Origin of the sequence: Nitrospira sp., from assembly GCA_024998565.1 — a bacterium.
In the GTDB taxonomy this organism is placed as follows: domain Bacteria; phylum Nitrospirota; class Nitrospiria; order Nitrospirales; family Nitrospiraceae; genus Nitrospira_A.
This window is the reverse complement of the sequence record JACOEM010000001.1, coordinates 429,331-447,158: the sequence shown is the minus strand read 5'-3', so window position 1 is coordinate 447,158 and position 17,828 is coordinate 429,331. Positions and strand designations below refer to the sequence as shown.

General features: G+C 60.1%; 17 protein-coding genes. 12 read left to right on the top strand and 5 right to left on the bottom strand.

What is annotated here, in order from left to right; genetic code table 11:
* Positions 1–88: 88 nt before the first annotated feature.
* Together H8K11_02290 and H8K11_02285 are read right to left on the bottom strand one after the other, a co-directional pair.
* Entirely contained in the window at positions 89–1,564 is a 1,476-nt protein-coding gene (locus tag H8K11_02290) for a YdiU family protein (GenBank protein ID MCS6262559.1), read from the bottom strand.
* Between the two features lie 20 nt (positions 1,565–1,584).
* Entirely contained in the window at positions 1,585–2,010 is a 426-nt protein-coding gene (locus H8K11_02285; protein MCS6262558.1) for a DUF2294 domain-containing protein, read from the bottom strand.
* A gap of 342 nt (positions 2,011–2,352) precedes the next feature.
* Here H8K11_02285 and H8K11_02280 point away from each other — a divergent pair, with 342 nt between their 5' ends.
* From H8K11_02280 to H8K11_02245, 8 genes are all read left to right on the top strand, one after another.
* Positions 2,353–4,047, top strand: coding sequence for an NADH-quinone oxidoreductase subunit L (locus H8K11_02280; GenBank protein MCS6262557.1), 1,695 nt, complete (start codon positions 2,353–2,355; stop codon positions 4,045–4,047).
* A gap of 55 nt (positions 4,048–4,102) precedes the next feature.
* Positions 4,103–5,410 (top strand): hypothetical protein, encoded by a 1,308-nt coding sequence (locus tag H8K11_02275; GenBank protein ID MCS6262556.1) that lies wholly within the window; start codon positions 4,103–4,105, stop codon positions 5,408–5,410.
* On the top strand, positions 5,398–8,667 hold the full coding sequence (locus H8K11_02270; protein MCS6262555.1) for a DUF2309 domain-containing protein: 3,270 nt from the start codon (positions 5,398–5,400) through the stop codon (positions 8,665–8,667). Before H8K11_02275 ends, H8K11_02270 begins: the two co-directional genes overlap by 13 nt.
* Positions 8,668–8,720: 53 nt before the next feature.
* Positions 8,721–9,062 (top strand): DUF190 domain-containing protein, encoded by a 342-nt coding sequence (locus tag H8K11_02265; GenBank protein ID MCS6262554.1) that lies wholly within the window; start codon positions 8,721–8,723, stop codon positions 9,060–9,062.
* 108 nt (positions 9,063–9,170) lie between these two features.
* On the top strand, positions 9,171–9,440 hold the full coding sequence (locus tag H8K11_02260; protein MCS6262553.1) for a hypothetical protein: 270 nt from the start codon (positions 9,171–9,173) through the stop codon (positions 9,438–9,440).
* A 400-nt stretch (positions 9,441–9,840) separates the two neighbouring features.
* Positions 9,841–10,134, top strand: coding sequence for a hypothetical protein (locus H8K11_02255; protein MCS6262552.1), 294 nt, complete (start codon positions 9,841–9,843; stop codon positions 10,132–10,134).
* A 315-nt stretch (positions 10,135–10,449) separates the two neighbouring features.
* Positions 10,450–10,743, top strand: a complete 294-nt coding sequence (locus H8K11_02250) for a type II toxin-antitoxin system HigB family toxin (GenBank protein ID MCS6262551.1) — start codon at positions 10,450–10,452, stop codon at positions 10,741–10,743.
* Positions 10,744–10,758: 15 nt separating this feature from the next.
* Positions 10,759–11,118, top strand: a complete 360-nt coding sequence (locus tag H8K11_02245) for a helix-turn-helix domain-containing protein (GenBank protein MCS6262550.1) — start codon at positions 10,759–10,761, stop codon at positions 11,116–11,118.
* Positions 11,119–11,349: 231 nt separating this feature from the next.
* Here H8K11_02245 and H8K11_02240 read toward each other — a convergent pair whose 3' ends face one another.
* The 3 genes from H8K11_02240 to H8K11_02230 form a co-directional block, all read right to left on the bottom strand.
* Complete coding sequence (locus H8K11_02240) at positions 11,350–12,120, bottom strand: HNH endonuclease (GenBank protein ID MCS6262549.1); 771 nt, start codon at positions 12,118–12,120, stop codon at positions 11,350–11,352.
* A 255-nt stretch (positions 12,121–12,375) separates the two neighbouring features.
* The gene (locus H8K11_02235; GenBank protein ID MCS6262548.1) at positions 12,376–13,413 is read right to left on the bottom strand and encodes a tetratricopeptide repeat protein; all 1,038 of its coding nucleotides are present in this window, start codon (positions 13,411–13,413) and stop codon (positions 12,376–12,378) included.
* Between the two features lie 19 nt (positions 13,414–13,432).
* Entirely contained in the window at positions 13,433–14,875 is a 1,443-nt protein-coding gene (locus tag H8K11_02230; protein MCS6262547.1) for an FAD-dependent thymidylate synthase, read from the bottom strand.
* A 270-nt stretch (positions 14,876–15,145) separates the two neighbouring features.
* Here H8K11_02230 and H8K11_02225 point away from each other — a divergent pair, with 270 nt between their 5' ends.
* The 4 genes from H8K11_02225 (at position 15,146) to H8K11_02210 (ending at position 17,503) form a co-directional block, all read left to right on the top strand.
* On the top strand, positions 15,146–16,402 hold the full coding sequence (locus tag H8K11_02225; protein MCS6262546.1) for a histidine--tRNA ligase: 1,257 nt from the start codon (positions 15,146–15,148) through the stop codon (positions 16,400–16,402).
* A gap of 121 nt (positions 16,403–16,523) precedes the next feature.
* Positions 16,524–16,844 carry a DsrE family protein gene (locus tag H8K11_02220; protein MCS6262545.1) on the top strand — a complete coding sequence of 107 codons (321 nt, stop codon included), beginning with the start codon at positions 16,524–16,526 and terminating at the stop codon, positions 16,842–16,844.
* A 23-nt stretch (positions 16,845–16,867) separates the two neighbouring features.
* Positions 16,868–17,218, top strand: coding sequence for a hypothetical protein (locus H8K11_02215; GenBank protein MCS6262544.1), 351 nt, complete (start codon positions 16,868–16,870; stop codon positions 17,216–17,218).
* A 15-nt stretch (positions 17,219–17,233) separates the two neighbouring features.
* Complete coding sequence (locus tag H8K11_02210) at positions 17,234–17,503, top strand: hypothetical protein (GenBank protein MCS6262543.1); 270 nt, start codon at positions 17,234–17,236, stop codon at positions 17,501–17,503.
* Positions 17,504–17,828: the final 325 nt, after the last annotated feature.

The window sequence follows — 17,828 nt, the reverse complement described above, 5'->3', positions numbered from 1 at the left end:
CAGTCGTGCGAACCGTACGTAGGACAATGTATCGACGTGGATACAGCGCGTATCCAAATAGATAATGCGGATGAAGGAAAACGAGAGGCTACGACGAGCAGCTGACGCTGAGGTGCTTGCCCCAGTTCGGGGGCGCGGCGGCGTAGGAATTCATGCCGGGTTGTTCTGTGTAGGGCTGCTGCAGCAGGGTCAGCAACCGTTCGACCTCGGAATAGTCCTTCTGCTGGGCCTTCTCAATGGCCCCTTGGGCGAGATAGTTACGCAGCACGTATTTGGGATTCACCTGATCCATGCGGCTCCGCCGCTCGTCGTCGCGGCTTTGCTCGCTCTTCAACCGGTCGCAATACTGAACGGCCCAGGCATCGAACCGTTCCGGATTCAGGAAATGTTCCCGCAGCCGTTCGTTCTTCGCCCCCGCATCGGATGAAAATGTGCCCAATTCACGCCAGAAGATCGTGTAATCGACCCGGCTTCCCACCATGAGCGATTTCAGTTCTTGCAGCAGGGCCTCATCTTCCGCGCGGTCCTCTACCAATCCCAATTTGGCGCGCATGTGGTTGTGATAGTGCCGATCCACGCTGGTCTGGTAACCATCGAGCGCGGCTTTCAGCTCTTCCTTGGGCGCAAACGGCAGCAGGGTTTGCGCCAGGCAACTCAGGTTCCAGAGTCCAATGTAGGGCTGCTGGTTGAAGGCGTAGCGCCCGTTATAGTCCGAGTGGTTGCAGATAAAGCCGGGGTCGTAGTCATCCATGAAACCGTAGGGGCCATAGTCCAGCGTGAGGCCCAGGATCGACATATTGTCGGTATTGAGCACGCCATGTGACCAGCCGACCGCTTGCCAGTGCGCGATCAGTTTCGCCGTGCGCTGGACCACCCCGGCAAAGAAGCGGGCATACTTGTCGACTGCCTGCGCAAGTTCAGGGAAATGCATCTCGATGGTGTAATCGGCCAACCGCTGCAGGTGCTCGTGCTGCTTCCGGTAGTAGAAAATTTCGAACGTGCCGAAGCGCACATGCGACGGGGCCATCCGGACGATCGTCGCCCCGGTTTCAACCTGTTCGCGATAGACCTTGTCGTCGCTGCCGACCAGACACAGCGCGCGTGTCGTGGGGATGCCGAGTCCATGCATCGCTTCGCAACAGAGATATTCACGGATGGCCGAACGGAGCACCGAACGCCCATCCCCGTCCCGAGAAAACGGCGTCATGCCCGCGCCCTTCAGATGCAGATCCCAGCGTTCCCCTCGCCCGTTCTTCACTTCCCCGAGCAGAATCGCGCGGCCATCGCCGAGTTGCGGCACATAGACGCCGAACTGGTGGCCGGAGTAGAGCATGGCGAGCGGTTCCATGCCGGGAATGAGCAGGCTCCCGCCGAACACCCCGGCGAACTCGGGTCGCGCCGCTTCCGCCGGGTCGAGGTCGAGCAACTCCATCGCGGCCCGGTTCGCGTTGATGAGAAACGGCGCGGCCGAGAAGGGCGTCGGGTTCACCTTGGCGTAGAAGACCTCCGGCAGACGCGCATAGCTGTTATCGAACGTGAGGGTTTCGAGACTGTGGGCTGTCATCGCGCTTCCTGACCTTGGAGCTACCGGAAATTGGCTTCGATGTCCGATTCCAACGTGAAGACAAAAATGCGCTCCCCGACCACGGTGTCGATGTCGGTAAACAGCGCCGTCACTTTCGCACCGATCAGATCCATCACCTGTTCACAGAGGCGCTCCCGACCTTGCGCGATGAGGTTCTGCCGAAGTCGTTTCACCATATCGATGCCCTCGGCCGTTTTGGCCAGCTGGCGTTCTGCGGGTGTCAGCACCCCCTTCAACCGCACGACAAGCATGTCCCGCACAATGAAGACGCGAACCTCATCCGGGCCGCGGCCCAGAAATTCCTGCTCGAACTTGATGATGGCCGTCCGGACAGCGGCTTCCTTCTCTCCCTTGCTCGCCACAGGCAATAGATCCTTCTGAATGGTTGATCGAGACAACGCGCGGCCGATTATAGTCACCGCCATGTGCAGACTCCAACCCCCTTCAACCGCTGTCGGCAAACGGTCCGGCACGACGCCGGCGACCAGGCCCATCGGTCTTGCCACCAAGCCCTGCTGCGCCGACTTTTTACTTGCAATTACGAAGGCGCGCGGCTACATCTACCGTAGTTTTCCGGTGGTGCCGCCGAGAGGCCGTGAATCGCGCGTGGCCCGGACCCACCACATGGATGTGATGAGACAGGCAGTAGGGTCTTGCCGGTGTTTCCCTTCAGGGAAAGGCCGGGGACAGTGCAGGCCAGTCGTTGGTTCCTTGTTGCAAGGACCGTCGGCTGGCCTGTTTCTTTTCATGAGTGCCATGGGGTCGGCATGTCGTTTCTCGCGCTCGTCCCGCTGTTGCCGTTGTTGACGGCCTTCATCGTGATGACCGGCGATCGTGCGGAGCAGGACCAGAATGCCAGAGCCGGGTTGCTCCCCGTCGCGGCGGCATTTCTCGGGTCCCTCATCGCCCTGGTGGCGGTCACCTCCGGAGATCCGATCACCATCCAGTTCTACGATACGGCCTCCGTCGCCAATCTTGCCTTCCCCATCGGGTTCTATATCGACCGGCTCAGCGCAGTCATGATGGTCCTCATCACCGGCGTGACCATGCTCATCTACCGCTATTCCATGGGCTACATGTATCAGGATCGCGGATATCGCCGGTATCTCGGGATGCTCGGCATCACGACCGCGGTGCTCCTCTGCATGGTGTCCAGCGCGAACCTGGTCATGTTATTTGTCTTCTGGCAGATCCTCTCCTGGCTGCTGTTCCTGCTCGCGCACAACCACGGGCATGCCGCCACCCTGTCCGGCGCGGCGAACACGTTTACGATGTTGCGGCTCAGCGATGCGGCGTTTCTGGCCGGTATCGTCTTGGCTTATTCGCTGTACGGCACATTCGAGTTCCAGACATTGTTTGCCCGCGCCGCGGACACGCCCGTCACCCTGTCCCTTTGGCCGGACCTCGGCTGGGAGATGAACGGCGTGACGGCGGTGACCCTGCTGATTTTCGTCGGCGCCATGGGCAAGTCGGCGCAATTCCCGATCCACACCTGGCTGCCGCGCTCCCTCTATGCGCCGACGCCCATCCACGCGCTGCTGCACGCCGGCATCATCAACGCCGGGGGATTCCTCTTGAACCGTCTGGCCCCGCTCTACGGACTGAGTCCGGCTACCCTTCACGTGGTGTTTGTGATCGGCATGCTCACGGCGATGCTCGGCGCCACCATGATGTTGACGCAGAACGACATCAAGAAGACGCTCGGCTTTTCGACGATCGGCCAGATGGGCTACATGATCATGGAATGCGGGCTGGGCGCGTTTTCTCTCGCCGTGTTCCATCTGATCGCCCACGGCCTGTTCAAGGGCACCGTCTTCCTGAATTGCGGCAACGTGATCCATAAAGCCCGACAGGAGCCCTCGTTTCCGCCGATCGACCGCGAGACGGAGGAAAGCGAATTCTCCAACCTGACCTGGTCGACCGGCTTCCTGACGACGCTGCTCTTGCCGCTCGTGATCCTGCTCGTCACGCACGGCGTCTTGCGCATTCCACTGATCGATTCACAGGGCACAGTGATTTTCCTGTTCTTCATCTGGGTCACTTCCTCGCAGGCGATTCTTTCCCTGACACGTATTCGGGCCGTGGCCTCCTGGAAGGTGTCCGCCGCCATGCTGGTCACGCTCGTCATCGTCGTCTTCACATACCTCTTTGCGGTGGAGAGCTTTACGCATTTTCTGTATCCGAATCCGGAGGTGGTGGCCTCGTATTTCAAGGCCGCGGCGCTGCCGGGCCGGCTCTTCGACAGTCTGGTGGTCGGCACGACGGTGCTGACGATCCTCAGCTGGTTCTATCTCTATGCGCATGCGCATGGGCGCACGGTCACAATTCCCGGTTGGATCGACGTCTTCCTCGTCCGCCTCTATGTCCTGTTCATGAACCGCCTGTACCTGGATCAGCTGTATCTCAAGTTCGGCCGGATCGTGACGCTCGTCGCCCATCACCTGGAAAAGCGGTTGTCGTGACCATGCAACGCAGCCACACGAACAACGGCGCAGCCCGGGCTGTCGGAGGCCGGTCATGATCAAGACCTGGATGACACCGTGGCTACTCCTGGCCGTTCCCTTGCTCGGCGCGGCGCTCAGCCTGTTCCTCCGCACGTCGCTCCAGCGGATGAAGACCTCGGCCCTCCTGACGACGGTCGCCAGCCTGCTCGTCGTCATCGGGACACCCTGGGCGCTGGGCGACACGCTGGCCGGTGTGCCGTTTCTCTGCCTGCTCCCGCTGACGGCGTTTCTTTCGCTCCTCGGCCAACCGTTGCACCGCGACAATACTCCGGCTTGGACGGCGACGCTGGTGCTGCTGGGACTGGGACTGGGCATCCTCACTGCTCAAGCACCGGCGCACGACGTCATGCTCCCGATGCTGCCCGGCTTGCTCTGCATCCTGCTGTATCGGTATCAATCCGGCGCCACGCCGGAGACCTGGCGGGGACTGTCGGCCTACGGACTGAGCATGGTGTCGGCTGCGCTGGCCCTGGTGCTCCCGACACCGGCCTCGACGGTGGCCCTGTTGGTCACCTGCGCCACGCTGCTGCCGCTCCTACCCGTTCACAGCGGATTCATTGCGACCTTGACCGGCTTACCCGGCAATCTCCCCGCGTTTCTCGCCTTGCTGCTGCCGACAGTCGGGTTCCATACCCTGCTGACGTTGCTCCCGACCCTGACCGTCACAGCCCTCCACACTGTCGCGATTCTGGCGTTGGCGGGCGCCCTCTACGGTTCGCTCCGGGCGCTGATTCAGGCGCGCCCGCTCCCGCGGCTTGCCTACGCCGCCCTCGCGTTTTTCGGCCTGCTCTGGTGGTATGTCGCCGACACCGGCACCGCCCCCATGCAAGCGACGGTCTATCTCAGTGCCGTGGGGCTCGCGGCCAGCGGACTGCTGCTGGCCTGGTATGCCATCCGGGCCCGGTATGGTGATATCGATCTCCGCGCACTCGGCGGGCTCGCCTATCCCATGCCGCGCTTCAGCACGTTGTTGGCGCTCCTGGCACTCGCCGCGCTGGGCATGCCGCCCTTCGGCGTGTTTTCCGGGTTCCTGGGCATGTTGCTCCTGCCCACGTTTACACCCTCCGGGCCCTTTGCCGTCGTCATGATCGTCTGGCTCACCGCCTCCTGGTATTACACCGATCTGGTGCAACAACTCATCTTCGGCCGGCAACGCGTGGATATGCGATACGACGACTTGCGCCAAACGGAGTTCGCCTCGCTGGTGTTGCTGTTGTTGTTGCTGTTGGCCCTCGGCACGGCCCCTTCGCGATTCTTCGACTCATACATACCGGCACCTCCGGCCACTGTCGCCATGCAGGAGGGGACATGGACCCGGTGATCCGCGCCGACGACCCGGCAGACCTCGAAGCCCGCCGCATGGAACTGCGGGGCACGATCCGCCTCGCCAGCGAAGTCATCGCGCAGTATTGGCCGATGCGGACCTTCGTCCATCACAATCCGCTCCACAGCCTCGAGTATCTCCCGTTCACCGAAACGGTCCGACGTGGCCACCAATTCCTGGGCGGCAACGGGTATCTCCCCGGTGACATGTATCGGCGCTATCTGAAATCGGGCAGGATTCTGGTCCGCCATATCGACGAGGCCCTGGCGCCCCTCGCGCTCGAGCAGGAAGTCGATCTTGGCCCCTGCCGCATTGCCCATCGTGAAGTGTTGCGAGCCTGCCTGACCCATGGACTGGCCACCGCGACCGACGAACCACTCGATCGATTGATGGAACGGGAGCCGAACGAGGAGCAGGTCGAGGCACTGGCCGAACGACTGGGCTCGTTCTCCACACCGACGGTGGCGGAACGGATGGCCGCCACGGTCCGGTCGGATTCGGATGCCCTCGGCCATCATCTCACCCTCTCCAACTGGTGCGACCAGACCCTGGGCACCCGGATCGTCGAACAGATCAACAGCGAGTTGGTCAAATGGTGCGAAGCGTTTCTAGACGAAGGCCACGCCACCTGGCCGATGCCGGGTCGGGACCAGGGCCTCTACGCCGCCTGGAAGCAGGTGGCCGGGAAAGAATGGACGACCTGCGGCATTGAGGACAGCCGCCGGAAAATTACGGCACTGCCGGAGCATCCCGAAGACGCCGTATTGGACTGCCTGGACACGCTGGCGATCCCCATGACATTCCGGCAGGACTACCTGTCGCTCCAACTTGCAGCCCTTCCAGGTTGGGCCGGCTTCATCAAATGGCGCGCGGAAGAAACCGGCTATGCCTGGCAGCAGGCCTACCCCGTCGGGCTGGTGAAGTTTCTCGCCGTGCGCTTGTGGTATGTGCGCGAACTGGTCCAGAAAGTCTGCCGGGAAGAATTGGGCATCGAAGGGACCTATCCCGCGGTGATGGCCTACATGGCGCAGCAGTCGCATGCGTACTTCATGCACAAGGAATGGGCCGCCGGACGACTTCCCGCCTCCATGGCCGACCGGGTCGCCCGCCTGCATGCCGACACGAGACACCGGCAGCAGGGCACGCCGGCCCTCGCCCCTGAATGGGAGTCACTCACCCATCACGATCAGATCGAATTCGGACCGCGCCGCGAACGGGCTGCGCAGCGGCTCATGGCGCGACGCCTGCTCACGCTGGCCCAGGCGCTCGAGATCGTTCCGGCGCTGTTGATGGACGGTCCGCTGACGGCCCTTCGCACCCTGCTGGATTGGATCGACGCCTTTCCCGAATCCGCGCATGGTCCGGTGTGGCTCAAGGCCTTCGAGGCCGGATATCAGGATCACCTCTTCGGCATGTTGCTGCGCGCGCCGGTCAAACCCCAACCGGTCTCCGCCGAGCACCATCCGCCGGTGCGGCCCCATTCCCAATCGGTCTTTTGCATCGATGTGCGCTCCGAGCCGTTCCGCCGCCACCTGGAATCGACCGGCGCAAACGACACCTACGGGTTTGCCGGTTTCTTCGCGGTCTTTATCCGGTATCGGGCCTGGGGCAAAGAACACGAGACCGAGCAGTTCCCGGTCATCATGCGCGCGAAAAACGAGGTGCGGGAGATCCCCCGCAGCTATCTGGATCACTACGTGTCCAAACACCAGTCGCGCGCGAAATTGGTCCACGCCGGACATACGCTGCTGCACGATCTGAAGGAGAACGTCGTCACCCCCTATGTCATGGTGGAATCCCTGGGCTGGTTCTACGCGCTGCCCATGATGGGTAAAACGATGCTGCCCGCCCTCTACAAGCGGCTGACCAATTGGGTGCGGCGGTTATTTGTTCCCCCCATCGCCACGATTCTCACGGTGGACAAACTGGCGCCGGCCGAAACCGAGGAAATGGTGGTCTCCGAACAACGGGCTTTGATCTGGAAAGCGCTGCGCGATCGGTTCGGGCTGCATGGATCGCGGGTCGAGGCCGAATTCGTCGAGGCCCTGCGGCGGCGCGCGCTGGACGAGGATGCCCCGGTGGAACCGTTCCTCAGCGACGCGGCCAAATCGGTCGATCTCTCCGCCGACCAACTCACCGCCTTCCTCGAAGAACTCCGGCGGCACTACCGGATCAATCGTCGCGCGGCCTCCCGCCAGAAAGAACGGATCACGCGCACCGGCTTCACGCTCGAAGAACAGGTTCTGACCGTGGAAACCGCCCTGCGCATGATGGGCCTGGTGAGAAATTTCGCCCGCCTCGTGCTCGTCTGCGCCCATGGCAGCACCACCGAGAACAACCCGTTCGAGTCGGCGCTGGACTGCGGCGCCTGCGGCGGCAACGAAGGCAAACCGAACGCGCGCGTGCTGGCGGCGATGGCCAATCGTCCGCCGGTGCGGGAACGGCTGGCGAAACGCGGTATCGAAATCCCGTCAGACACCCACTTCCTCGCCGGGCAGGTCGATACCACGACGGACGAGGTACACCTGTTCGATCTCGAAGATGCGCCGCCGACCCACCGCAAGGACGTGGCCCGATTGTACGACGACTTACGCGAAGCCGCGCAACTGACCAGCCAGGAGCGCTGCAGCCGGTTCCCCGATGTGGGAACGGTCCTGCCTCTCAACCAGGCTTCGGCGCATGTGGCCGGACGGAGCGCGGACTGGAGCCAGGTGCGGCCGGAATGGGGCCTGTCCGGCAACACAACTTTCATCATCGGCCGCCGGGAGCTGACCAAGGGATTGAACCTGGCCGGGCGTATCTTCCTTCACTCATACGACTATCGGGAAGATCCGACGGACCGCTGGCTGGAAGTGTTGCTGACCGCGCCGCAGGTGGTGGCGCAGTGGATCAACATGGAGCATTATTTCTCGGCCGTCGACAACGAGGTCTATGGAAGCGGAAGCAAGATCTATCATAACGTCGTCGGCCGCATCGGCATCATGTCCGGCCCCTGGAGCGATCTCCGGCTCGGGCTGGCCCGGCAAACCGTCATGAACGACGACCTGCCCTATCATGAACCCATGCGCCTCCTGACGCTGGTGGAAGCCTCACGCCCGCGGATCGAGAAACTCATTGCGCGGCACGAGGTGCTGCAACATTTCTATCACAACGAGTGGGTGCACCTGGCTGCGCTGGACCCTGAAGACGGCATCTGGTACCGCTACATGCCCTCGGGGGTCTGGCGCCGCGTGAGGAATCCCAGTGACACATAGATTGCAACCGGCATCACCCCGGAAGAGACCTCTTTTTTCAAAGGAGTGGAGACATGGCCGCACTGACGTTGCATCCCATGAAAGAAATTCGCGTCATCGTATCGGGTGAACACCGGCCCTTTGTCACCGAGTTATTGGACAAAGTAGAGGCGACCGGCTACACCATCATCGGCAATATCTCGGGGAAGGGCCATCATGGGGTGCGTGAAGCCCACTTCATGTTCAGCGAGCAGGAGAGCCTGGTCATGATTATGGCGGTGGTACCGGAGGAAAAGGTGGAACCGGTGCTGGCCGGGCTCCGGCCGCTGTTCGAGCGACATTCGGGCGTGATGTTCGTCTCCGATGTCGCCGTCAGCCGGCGCGAATATTTCGGCAGAAAGAGCGCCAAGTCTTGACCGCGAACCCGCGCCTGGTGAGCCCGCAGGCCGGGCGGCCGACCTTGTCTTCTCAGCGACGATTGTCTACAATGTGCCCCCGTTGGCCTGTAAGAGGAAGGACGGCACGTGAAGGGATTACGGTTTGAACGGCTCGGACGAGACCGCCACTACAACATCATCTTCCACATCGGCAGCAGCTATGTGCCGGTGAGCGACGAGACCATCGAAGAGCTGAAGGCTCAGACCCTGCTGTCCTCCGAGCGTTTCCTCGACCTCCTCCTCGACAAGATCGGGTACACCAGTTACCTCAAAGACCAGATCCGCACGGAGCTTCAAGCCTCCGGCGATCCCATGACCCAGATGACCGTCCTCCAGGGCGCCATCCGGGAGCTGTAACGCGCGACGCCTCGCATTCCCGGCACCGCCCCTTCGTCACTTCTTCAGCATCCGCTTTGTTTCACGCTTCCCGAGGGCCATTCATCATGGCGATGCAGTTAGACGAGGCGACTCGATCCCACGAGCAATGACTCGCCACCCATATGCCCCCTCATCCCGGCAGACCTCACGCTCAAACATGCCGTCATGCGCCAGGACGCGCTCTCGTTCCTACGAGCCACCTTTTACCGGTGGATGCAGCTGTGCCGGCGATCTATCCTGATGTCGCAACGGAACCTGCCCTGTTGGCGATCGGCGATCTTCACCTCGAAAACTTTGGAACCTGGCGGGACCGGGAAGGCCCCTGGTCTGGGGCATCAACGACTTCGATGAGGCAGCCGTCCTGCCTTAAACCAACGACTTGCTGCGCCTGGCCGTCAGCGCCAGGCTGGCCATCAAGACCGACCAACTGACCCTGAGCCCCAAAGCCGCCGCAGAGGCGCTGCTCACTGGATACCTGGAAGGTTTGCAGTCCAGCGGACAACCGTTCGTGCTGGCAGAGCAGCACAGCTGGCTGCGCGATCTCGCCGATCGTGGACCAGGCTGTCCGGTCCGTCGATTCCTTTCTGCAACTCCATGGAACCTGGATCGTACGGCGGCTCTCTCCCTACTGCTCACGAACCGATCTCACCACCCTGCCGAAGAAACGGGATGAGGGGCAACTGCTCTATACGATGGGCCGGGAAACCGCCAACGTGCATCTGGGAAGTCGAGGGGCTATCGGAGCCGTACGACAAGACATGTCGAAAAGAGAAGCCGACTGGTTTCGAGCGGGATCGAAGGCAATGACACGCGTTATACTCACAGAGTGGAAGAAGTGGGTGGATAGGCCGCTCGCGAAATCTGCTCGAACCTAGACACTAGCGAGATGTCGAAATGGCCGGCCGACCGGGTTGAGTTCTCTAAGCAGCCGATCTGTCAGTCGTCATCGTGAATTGCTCCCAAACTGGGATCATGATAGACTGCGCCCGTGCGTATTATCGCGAAACGGACTCTTCACACATTCTGGGATCGGTACCCACGCGCGAGAGGACCGTTAGAAGCGTGGCATCAGGAAGTGGTTCATGCAGATTGGGCAACCCCGCCTGAGCTTAAATCTCAGTTTCGCTCAGCGAGTGTGCTGCAAGGCAGCCGTGCGGTATTCAACATTGCAGGGAACCAGTACCGATTGGTGGTGAAGATTAACTACGCCTATCGGATTGTCTACATCCGTTTCGTCGGTACCCATCAAGAGTATGACCAGATCGATGCACACACCGTCTGACGAGGTACAGAAGCCATGAATATTTCTCCTATTAAAACCAAACGGGATCATGAGCGTGCGTTGCTCCGCATCGAACACCTGATGGATGCAAAGCCCGACACCAAGGCCGGAGACGAGTTGGACATTCTCACCACCCTCGTAGAAGCCTACGAGGCCAAGCGTCACGCAGTCAGCCCACCTGATCCCGTTGAAGCGATTCGATTTCGGATGGATCAGTTAGGCATGAGCCGAAAGGACTTGGAGGCATTGCTCGGCGGGCGCGGTCGAGTGTCGGAAATTCTCTCTAAAAAACGAGGCCTCTCACTGACTATGATTCGTCGAATCCATCGCACACTCCACATTCCACTCGAAAGCCTAATCGGCACAGCGGCGTAGTAAGACCACGACCAAAGGTAAGACGTACGATAGAAAGTACGTCTCGTTTGTTCGTTTTCTGCAGCCAACGCTGACAGAAATTTTTGAACACCATCGGCGTCGGACTCTCCACGCAGACCTGCTTCTACACATTAGCTTGAGGAGCCGCACCCTGCATTGTATGCCAACTGTGGCATGCTGACTAAGGGCATGACTCAGCAGCGGCGGCTTCGATCCATTGCTAGGCAACCGTCACTTAGCGATGGTCGTATTGTGATACCGTATGTGCTCTGTGTCGATGACATGGTCGGGAAGCTGACGGAGCGACGCGAGATCCAGCCTGATCGCACCCAGGTCACATTGAGCGTGATGATTAGGGCAAAGTATAAGCATGTTGCTTGGCAAATCGGGACCATTATGAGGATGACCAAGGGGCCGGATGTGGTGTGCTTCCGCGTATGTCTGGCCCTCCCACAGGGGAACAGCAAGACCGCAGATCTGACACTGGTTATGATGACGTAGCTTGAGGTCTCGCGCCGTTGCTGTATCCCGAATGAGTCTCTGCAGAATAGTCTCCCGTCGCTCGGGATGCGCCGCATCATTGACGTCGCTTGCGATTAGATCTGCTGAACATGGAGGACCTGGTGTCACCTCCCTGGGTGCAACAGAATGTTCGAAGCAAACTCGTTTGCTAAGTAGCGACTCCGCTGCAGCCCGGTTCTCGACGGACCCACCCACTGACCTTAAAAGGGATTGCAGTTCTCCTGGATCACCAGAAAGCCAACGGTTGACTCGCGCGTCGAACGCGGGTGCGCTCAACTTCAGACGTCTAGTGCATGCATCGTGGATAGACCGTTCTGCTGAATCGTAGTTCTTAAAGCGGTGCCCAGCGAGCTCGCGGGCAGCCACTTTCCGCACGGCATCCAGACGAACGCCCGCCACAGAACACCCTGATCCGCTCGCAGAGTAGGCCGTGAGGATTTCTCGAAGGACATCCAACACATCCTCAATCAGTGGGCGCATACCAAAACTACTCCAGACTCACCGAGCCCCCTGGTTCGTAAGAGGTGCCCAACTAGTTACTATATAGCCTGGTATATCGACTCCATGAATCCAGCCAGCACGATCATAAATTTCCCGCCGAGTCGAGGGCTTCGTCAATGATGCCCCCAAGCGAGAGCGACATACGCGCATTCAACGACGGCCTTCCATCAACAGAGCCCCAATCTGGCTGCGACAGCGCGTTGCGCGAGCACCGAAGGACTAAGCCCGGCGCTCTCAATCCCCGGTCTGGCCGCTGGCGAAGAGGGCGTTCATGATGGCGTTTTTTTTGGTGGGATCTTTTTCGAAGCGGATGGCTTTGGAGAAGTTTTCGGCGGCACTTTCCCGCTTGCCCTTGGCGGCGTAAATCCTCCCGATGCCGTAGAGGGCCTGAGCTTCCTCCGGGTTGGCCTTCACGGCTTTGCTGAAGGACTCCATGGCCTCCGAGGCTCTGGATTGCTCCATCAACAGCCAACCAAGCGCGGTGTGGGCCGAGGCGAACTCGGGATTGAGCTGCGTCGCTTCACGATATTCCCTCAAGGCGAGGTCCATCCGCCCCTTGGTTTCGTAAACTCCGCCGAGCGCGAAATGGATTTCCGCGTCACTTGGGTCGAGCCGCAGGGCTTCTTTGTAGGCTTGCAGCGCCGGTTCGAATTTGCCCTGCTCCGCAAGCGCACAGCCGAGATTGGCATGGGCCAGCGCGTCGTTGGGATTCAGCTTGATCACTTCGCGGTATTGGGGAATGGCCATCTCAAGCCGACCCTGCTCCTGATAGGCCACGCCGAGGTTCGTGCGCGCCGGCGCAAATGTCGGAGCCAGCTTGACCGCTTCGCGATATTCCTTGATCGCCATTTCAAGATGGTCGGCACGCTCGTGGATCTGGGCCAGAAAATAATGGGGATACGCAGACTGCGGAGCCAGCTTGGCGGCTTCTTTATACGAGACCATCGATTGCTCGGATTGCCCGGACTGGGCTAGAAATAATCCCTGCACCAGATGCGTCTGGGCATTGCCGGCGTGCCGGTCTGCGATGGAGTGCACCCACTCCCGGACGCGCTCGATGTCGTCCGTCTCCTGTAGCGCGCGGGCATGCATCCGCCAGGCGTCGGCGAATTCCCCGCGAATCAGGTGGGTGACGTTTAAGGCGAAGTACGGGCGAGGATCTTTTTCACCGGCGGTCTCCACCGCGCGAGCCCATTCCGATGCCTCATACCCGACCCGGTCCCAGTCGTCTGCCAGGAGGGCCGTTTCGATTCTGTCTTGGTGTGTGCTCATGATGAAAGAGGCGCGCCGCTCAGCGCGTCAGCGCGTCCTGCACATCCGGCGGCGTCGCCTGCATGCGCGCGCCGAGAATGGGATATCGTTCGGTTAGTTTCTGTTTCATGAGCCACGCGATGGTGCGATAGGACCAGTGCCCCTTCACCCCGGAACGCAATTTCGCAATGTATTCCGCTTCCGCATAGTCCATCTTGAAGAGGCAGCGCACGGAGAAGCCGAACGGAATGGCATACATCGCCGCTTCCTGGCTCGATTTCCGGAGTTGTTCGATATCGGATTTTACATGCCCCATGGCTTCGCGGTATTCGTGGTCGAGCCCCGCTTCTGCCAAAATGGGCGGTGTCTCGAACCCGTGCACAGTGGTGAAGTTCTGCTGCACCTGCTGGCAGCGCCGGTGCCGATGCATGTCGCGCCACCCGCCGATGTCCATCATCACATCGAACACAAAGGCATAGCCGCTGCGGAACTCCTTGATCAATTCGTCATGCGGTCCACGTTTCTGGAAGGCGATTTCGATGGTGTCCTGCTTCTGTTTCTCCGTCCAATCCCGCACGACCGCGAGGATCTTTCGATACGGAGCCTGCGAGGCGCGATAGAGCAGCGTGGTGACGACTTCGTCGAGCGGATGGTGCGGCTCGATCAAGTCCACCGGTTCCGCGGCGCCCCAGGCGGTGGGTTGATCCAACCCGCTGCCCTTCAGTGCTTCTTTCGCATGCCGAGCGAGATCGCTGTAGACCTCTGCCTGATACAGATTCGGTTTGGCGTACCGCGCGAGGGTCGGCGCCATGGGTTCGCCCAGGCCGGCCGCCTGTCCGGACAATTCACCCCAGAGATTGACCGGCGGTTTCCGACAGGCTTCCTGCAGCTCTTCTCCCAGCAGACGAAGCTCCGGCAGTTGAGACGACAACAGGCGGGTAATCTGCTTTTCAAGGGTGCGAATGCTGACGACCTGGCCGACGTTCGTCTGCGCCGCCAGGGGCAACAGATAACGGGTCACATCGAAGGCCCGCGCTGCAATCGCCCGTTGATAGGCGGCGGGGGTCATGTCCTCGGGGCGAGGCTCCCGCTCCGTCAGATGCTGACTTAACGGTTCGTGGAGCGCACGGTAGACCGTTGCGAGCCCCCGGAGGATACCGAGATAGGTCGCTTCGGTTTCCTGCCCGCGAATGGTATCCGGAACAAACCAATTGGTCGAGGCGAAGTTCTGATACCGGCTCGATTTGGCCTGTCCGTCCCAGAGCGGTTCGTCCTCCAGGCGGATGGCGGCCAGCTCGGAGATCTGTTCGAAGCAAATGATCACATGGCCCAGGTCCGCGATGGAGCCATGGCCATAGTCGAAATAAAACTGTTCCCAGAATTTTTCAGAGGAATGCCCGTGGACCCATTTGATGCTCTCTTCGATAGAGTCCGGGGACCGGCTATACCGCGCGAGCGCATAGGCGGATTTTTCCGGCGGCATCGGAGCCAGGGCGATCACACGGCGGCCTTGAGTGGTCATAGTTTTAGAGAAGCGGGCCCAGCGGCTTGTGATTGAGCAGAGTACTTGTGGACGCCCGTGTTTACAAGGTGGGCACTATACTCTCGCAGAAAGGCCGGTGCAACATAGTCGTCCCTCGTATCTCCTCGCTCGTGAAGCGCAGAGCGAGAGACGGAGCGTGCCGCGTTGACTTGCCCGCGGGACCGCCGCTATAGTCCCGCTCGAACTCTCGGGAGACCCAATAGCAGAGCCATGATTAAAGCGATTAAGGGCGTCAAAGATCTCCTGCCGGAGGAGTCCCCCCGCTGGCGATTCATCGAAGATACCGCCAGGCAGTGGGCACTCCGTTACGGCTTTCAAGAGATCCGCGTCCCGATTTTCGAGACCACGACGTTGTTCGCGCGCAGCATCGGTGCCTCGACCGATATCGTCGAAAAGGAAATGTACACCTTCGCCGATCGCGACGGATCGTCCCTGACCCTGCGTCCTGAAGGGACCGCCGGGACAGTCCGTGCATTCATCGAGCACAATCGCGCCGCCGACCCGCGGCCGCAAAAATATTGTTACGCCGGGCCGATGTTCCGCCACGAGCGTCCCCAGGCCGGGCGGTTGCGGCAATTTCATCAATTCGGGGTGGAATCCTTCGGTGTGGCCGACCCGCGGGCCGATGTCGAAGTCATCTCGCTGCTGTGGCGACTCTTGTCCGACCTCACGCTGCCGGGATTGACCCTGGAAATTAACAATCTTGGATATACAGAGGACCGGGCCCGGTACAAACCGCTCCTGGTAGCGTTTCTGAAAGGTGTGGAAAGCCGCCTCTGCGGAAATTGCCAGCGCCGGATCGAGACGAATCCGTTACGCGTTCTGGACTGCAAAGTTCCGGAATGCCGCTCGGCGACTGAGGATGCTCCCCGCCTGGCCGATTCCTTGTCATCCGAAGCACGGGACCATTTCGAGCGCGTGACGACCGGCCTTCAATCGGTGGGCATCCCGTTCCACATGAACCCCCGGCTCGTCCGTGGCCTGGACTATTACTGTCTCACCGCATTCGAAGTCACCTGCTCCCATTTGGGTGCGCAGAATGCCGTCGGAGCCGGTGGCCGTTATGACGGTCTCGTCGAACAACTCGGTGGAGCCGCGGTGCCGGCAGTCGGATTCGCCGTCGGGCTGGAACGGATTGCCCTGATGTTGCCGGAGACCGTGGTGGTAGCGGGCATTCCCCGGGTGTACGTCGCTGCCTTCGGCACTCAGGCTGTCGGTCTCGGATTTACGCTGCTCGATGAACTGCGTCGAACCGGAGTGCCGGCCGACATGGATTTCCGCGCGGCATCACTCAAGGCCCACTTGCGTCAGGCAGATCGTCTCAATGCTCTCTATGCGATCCTTCTCGGTGACGACGAAGTGACGAAAGGTGTCGCCACCGTCCGGAATATGCAGACAAAAGCCCAGGAAGACATCCCGATTCCAGACCTCGCATCAGCCCTCCGCACCAGACTCGTCAACAGGTAATTCAGGTTCCTTTTTGTAGTTGACTTTCCTTCCTAGAATTCGTACGCTCCGCATTCTGTTTTGTATCTATAAGCTATTGATTCTTAATCACTCTTAAAGATTATCCACAGACATACTTTCAATGAGCGCCAAGAAGTTCGGCATCCTGTTATCCACACCCCCCTCACACCCCAGTGTCGAGACGGTGGCACACCTCGCGTCTGAGGCGCTGACTGAAGGTGTGGATCTCTATCTCTATTTCATCGATGAGGGAGTGAAGAATCTTCGCGACCTTCGTTATACCGAACTCGTGGGCCGGGGTATGAAACTGTTTGTCTGTGCCTATGGATGCCAGCAGCATGGAGTCTCGACCGATGCGCTCGATTCCCGGATTTCTCTCTGTGGCCTGGTCGTGCTGTCGAATATTGTGAACGGCTGCGACCGGTTTCTGGCATTTACATAAGACGATCGCCTGAAGAAACGACTATGGCAGCCACTGCATCCATCGTGCTCATTATTTGTGAGGACCCGCGGACCTCTGCTCGTCCGGTCGAGGCCTTGCGCATCGCATTGGGACTGGCTGCCGGAGAGAACCCGATTACGGTGATTCTCATGGGACAGGCCGTTCAGCTGTTGGCGGAAGAGACGGATGATATCGTCGATATCGAGATTCTCGAAAAGTATCTTCCCTCCTTCGAGCATCTCCAGATCCCGTTTCTCCTGGTGTTTCCATCCGGCCCGGCTCCCGAGCTTCAAGAGGGGTTCGCAGTTACCGTCGGTTCTTCTGAATCGGCTCGGCAGGCCATGGCCGCAGCCGACCGGGTCTTGGTCTTTTAGCTCCTATGGGATCTCATGGCTGCTCGTAAGACGTTATATCTCCTCCGACGACCGGTTTCGGATCCGGCTCAATCCCTGTTGCCTTCCGCATCGGCCGATGTGTCGTCAGGCGTCTGCTCGCTGGTTCTCCTGGAAGAAGCGGTGGGGTCTTCACCGGCGTTCCCCGGACCGATTTACGTGCTTCCATCTGCATCGGGCGTTCCGGCAGCCGTTTCCGGAACGATCATTTCCTATCGAGATCTTGTCGGCTTGATTGCGGAGCATGATTCGACCATTGTGTTGTGATCCGGCTCTCTTCTCTTAGTTATCTTCCTAATAAAGAGAAGAACCGGAGTCGTCGGAGTAGGAGTAGGCTCTGTGGGTTCTGTGGATGAATGCGAAGAGGTCCGTGGACGTTGACGATCGAAGAGCCTAGCCCATGTTGATGAGATGGTGTATAAGGCAGGGGGCGCTCAGGGATAAGGTGAGGGAGCCTGTGCACGGGAAAGATGAACCGTCGGCCGGTCTCTCGGATGTCCACAAGAAGCGAGCGCGTCTTCTCATCGAACGATCAATAAAACCAGGGTTTCTTATGTATTTATCCACACCTGTTGATAAGGCTGTGAACATT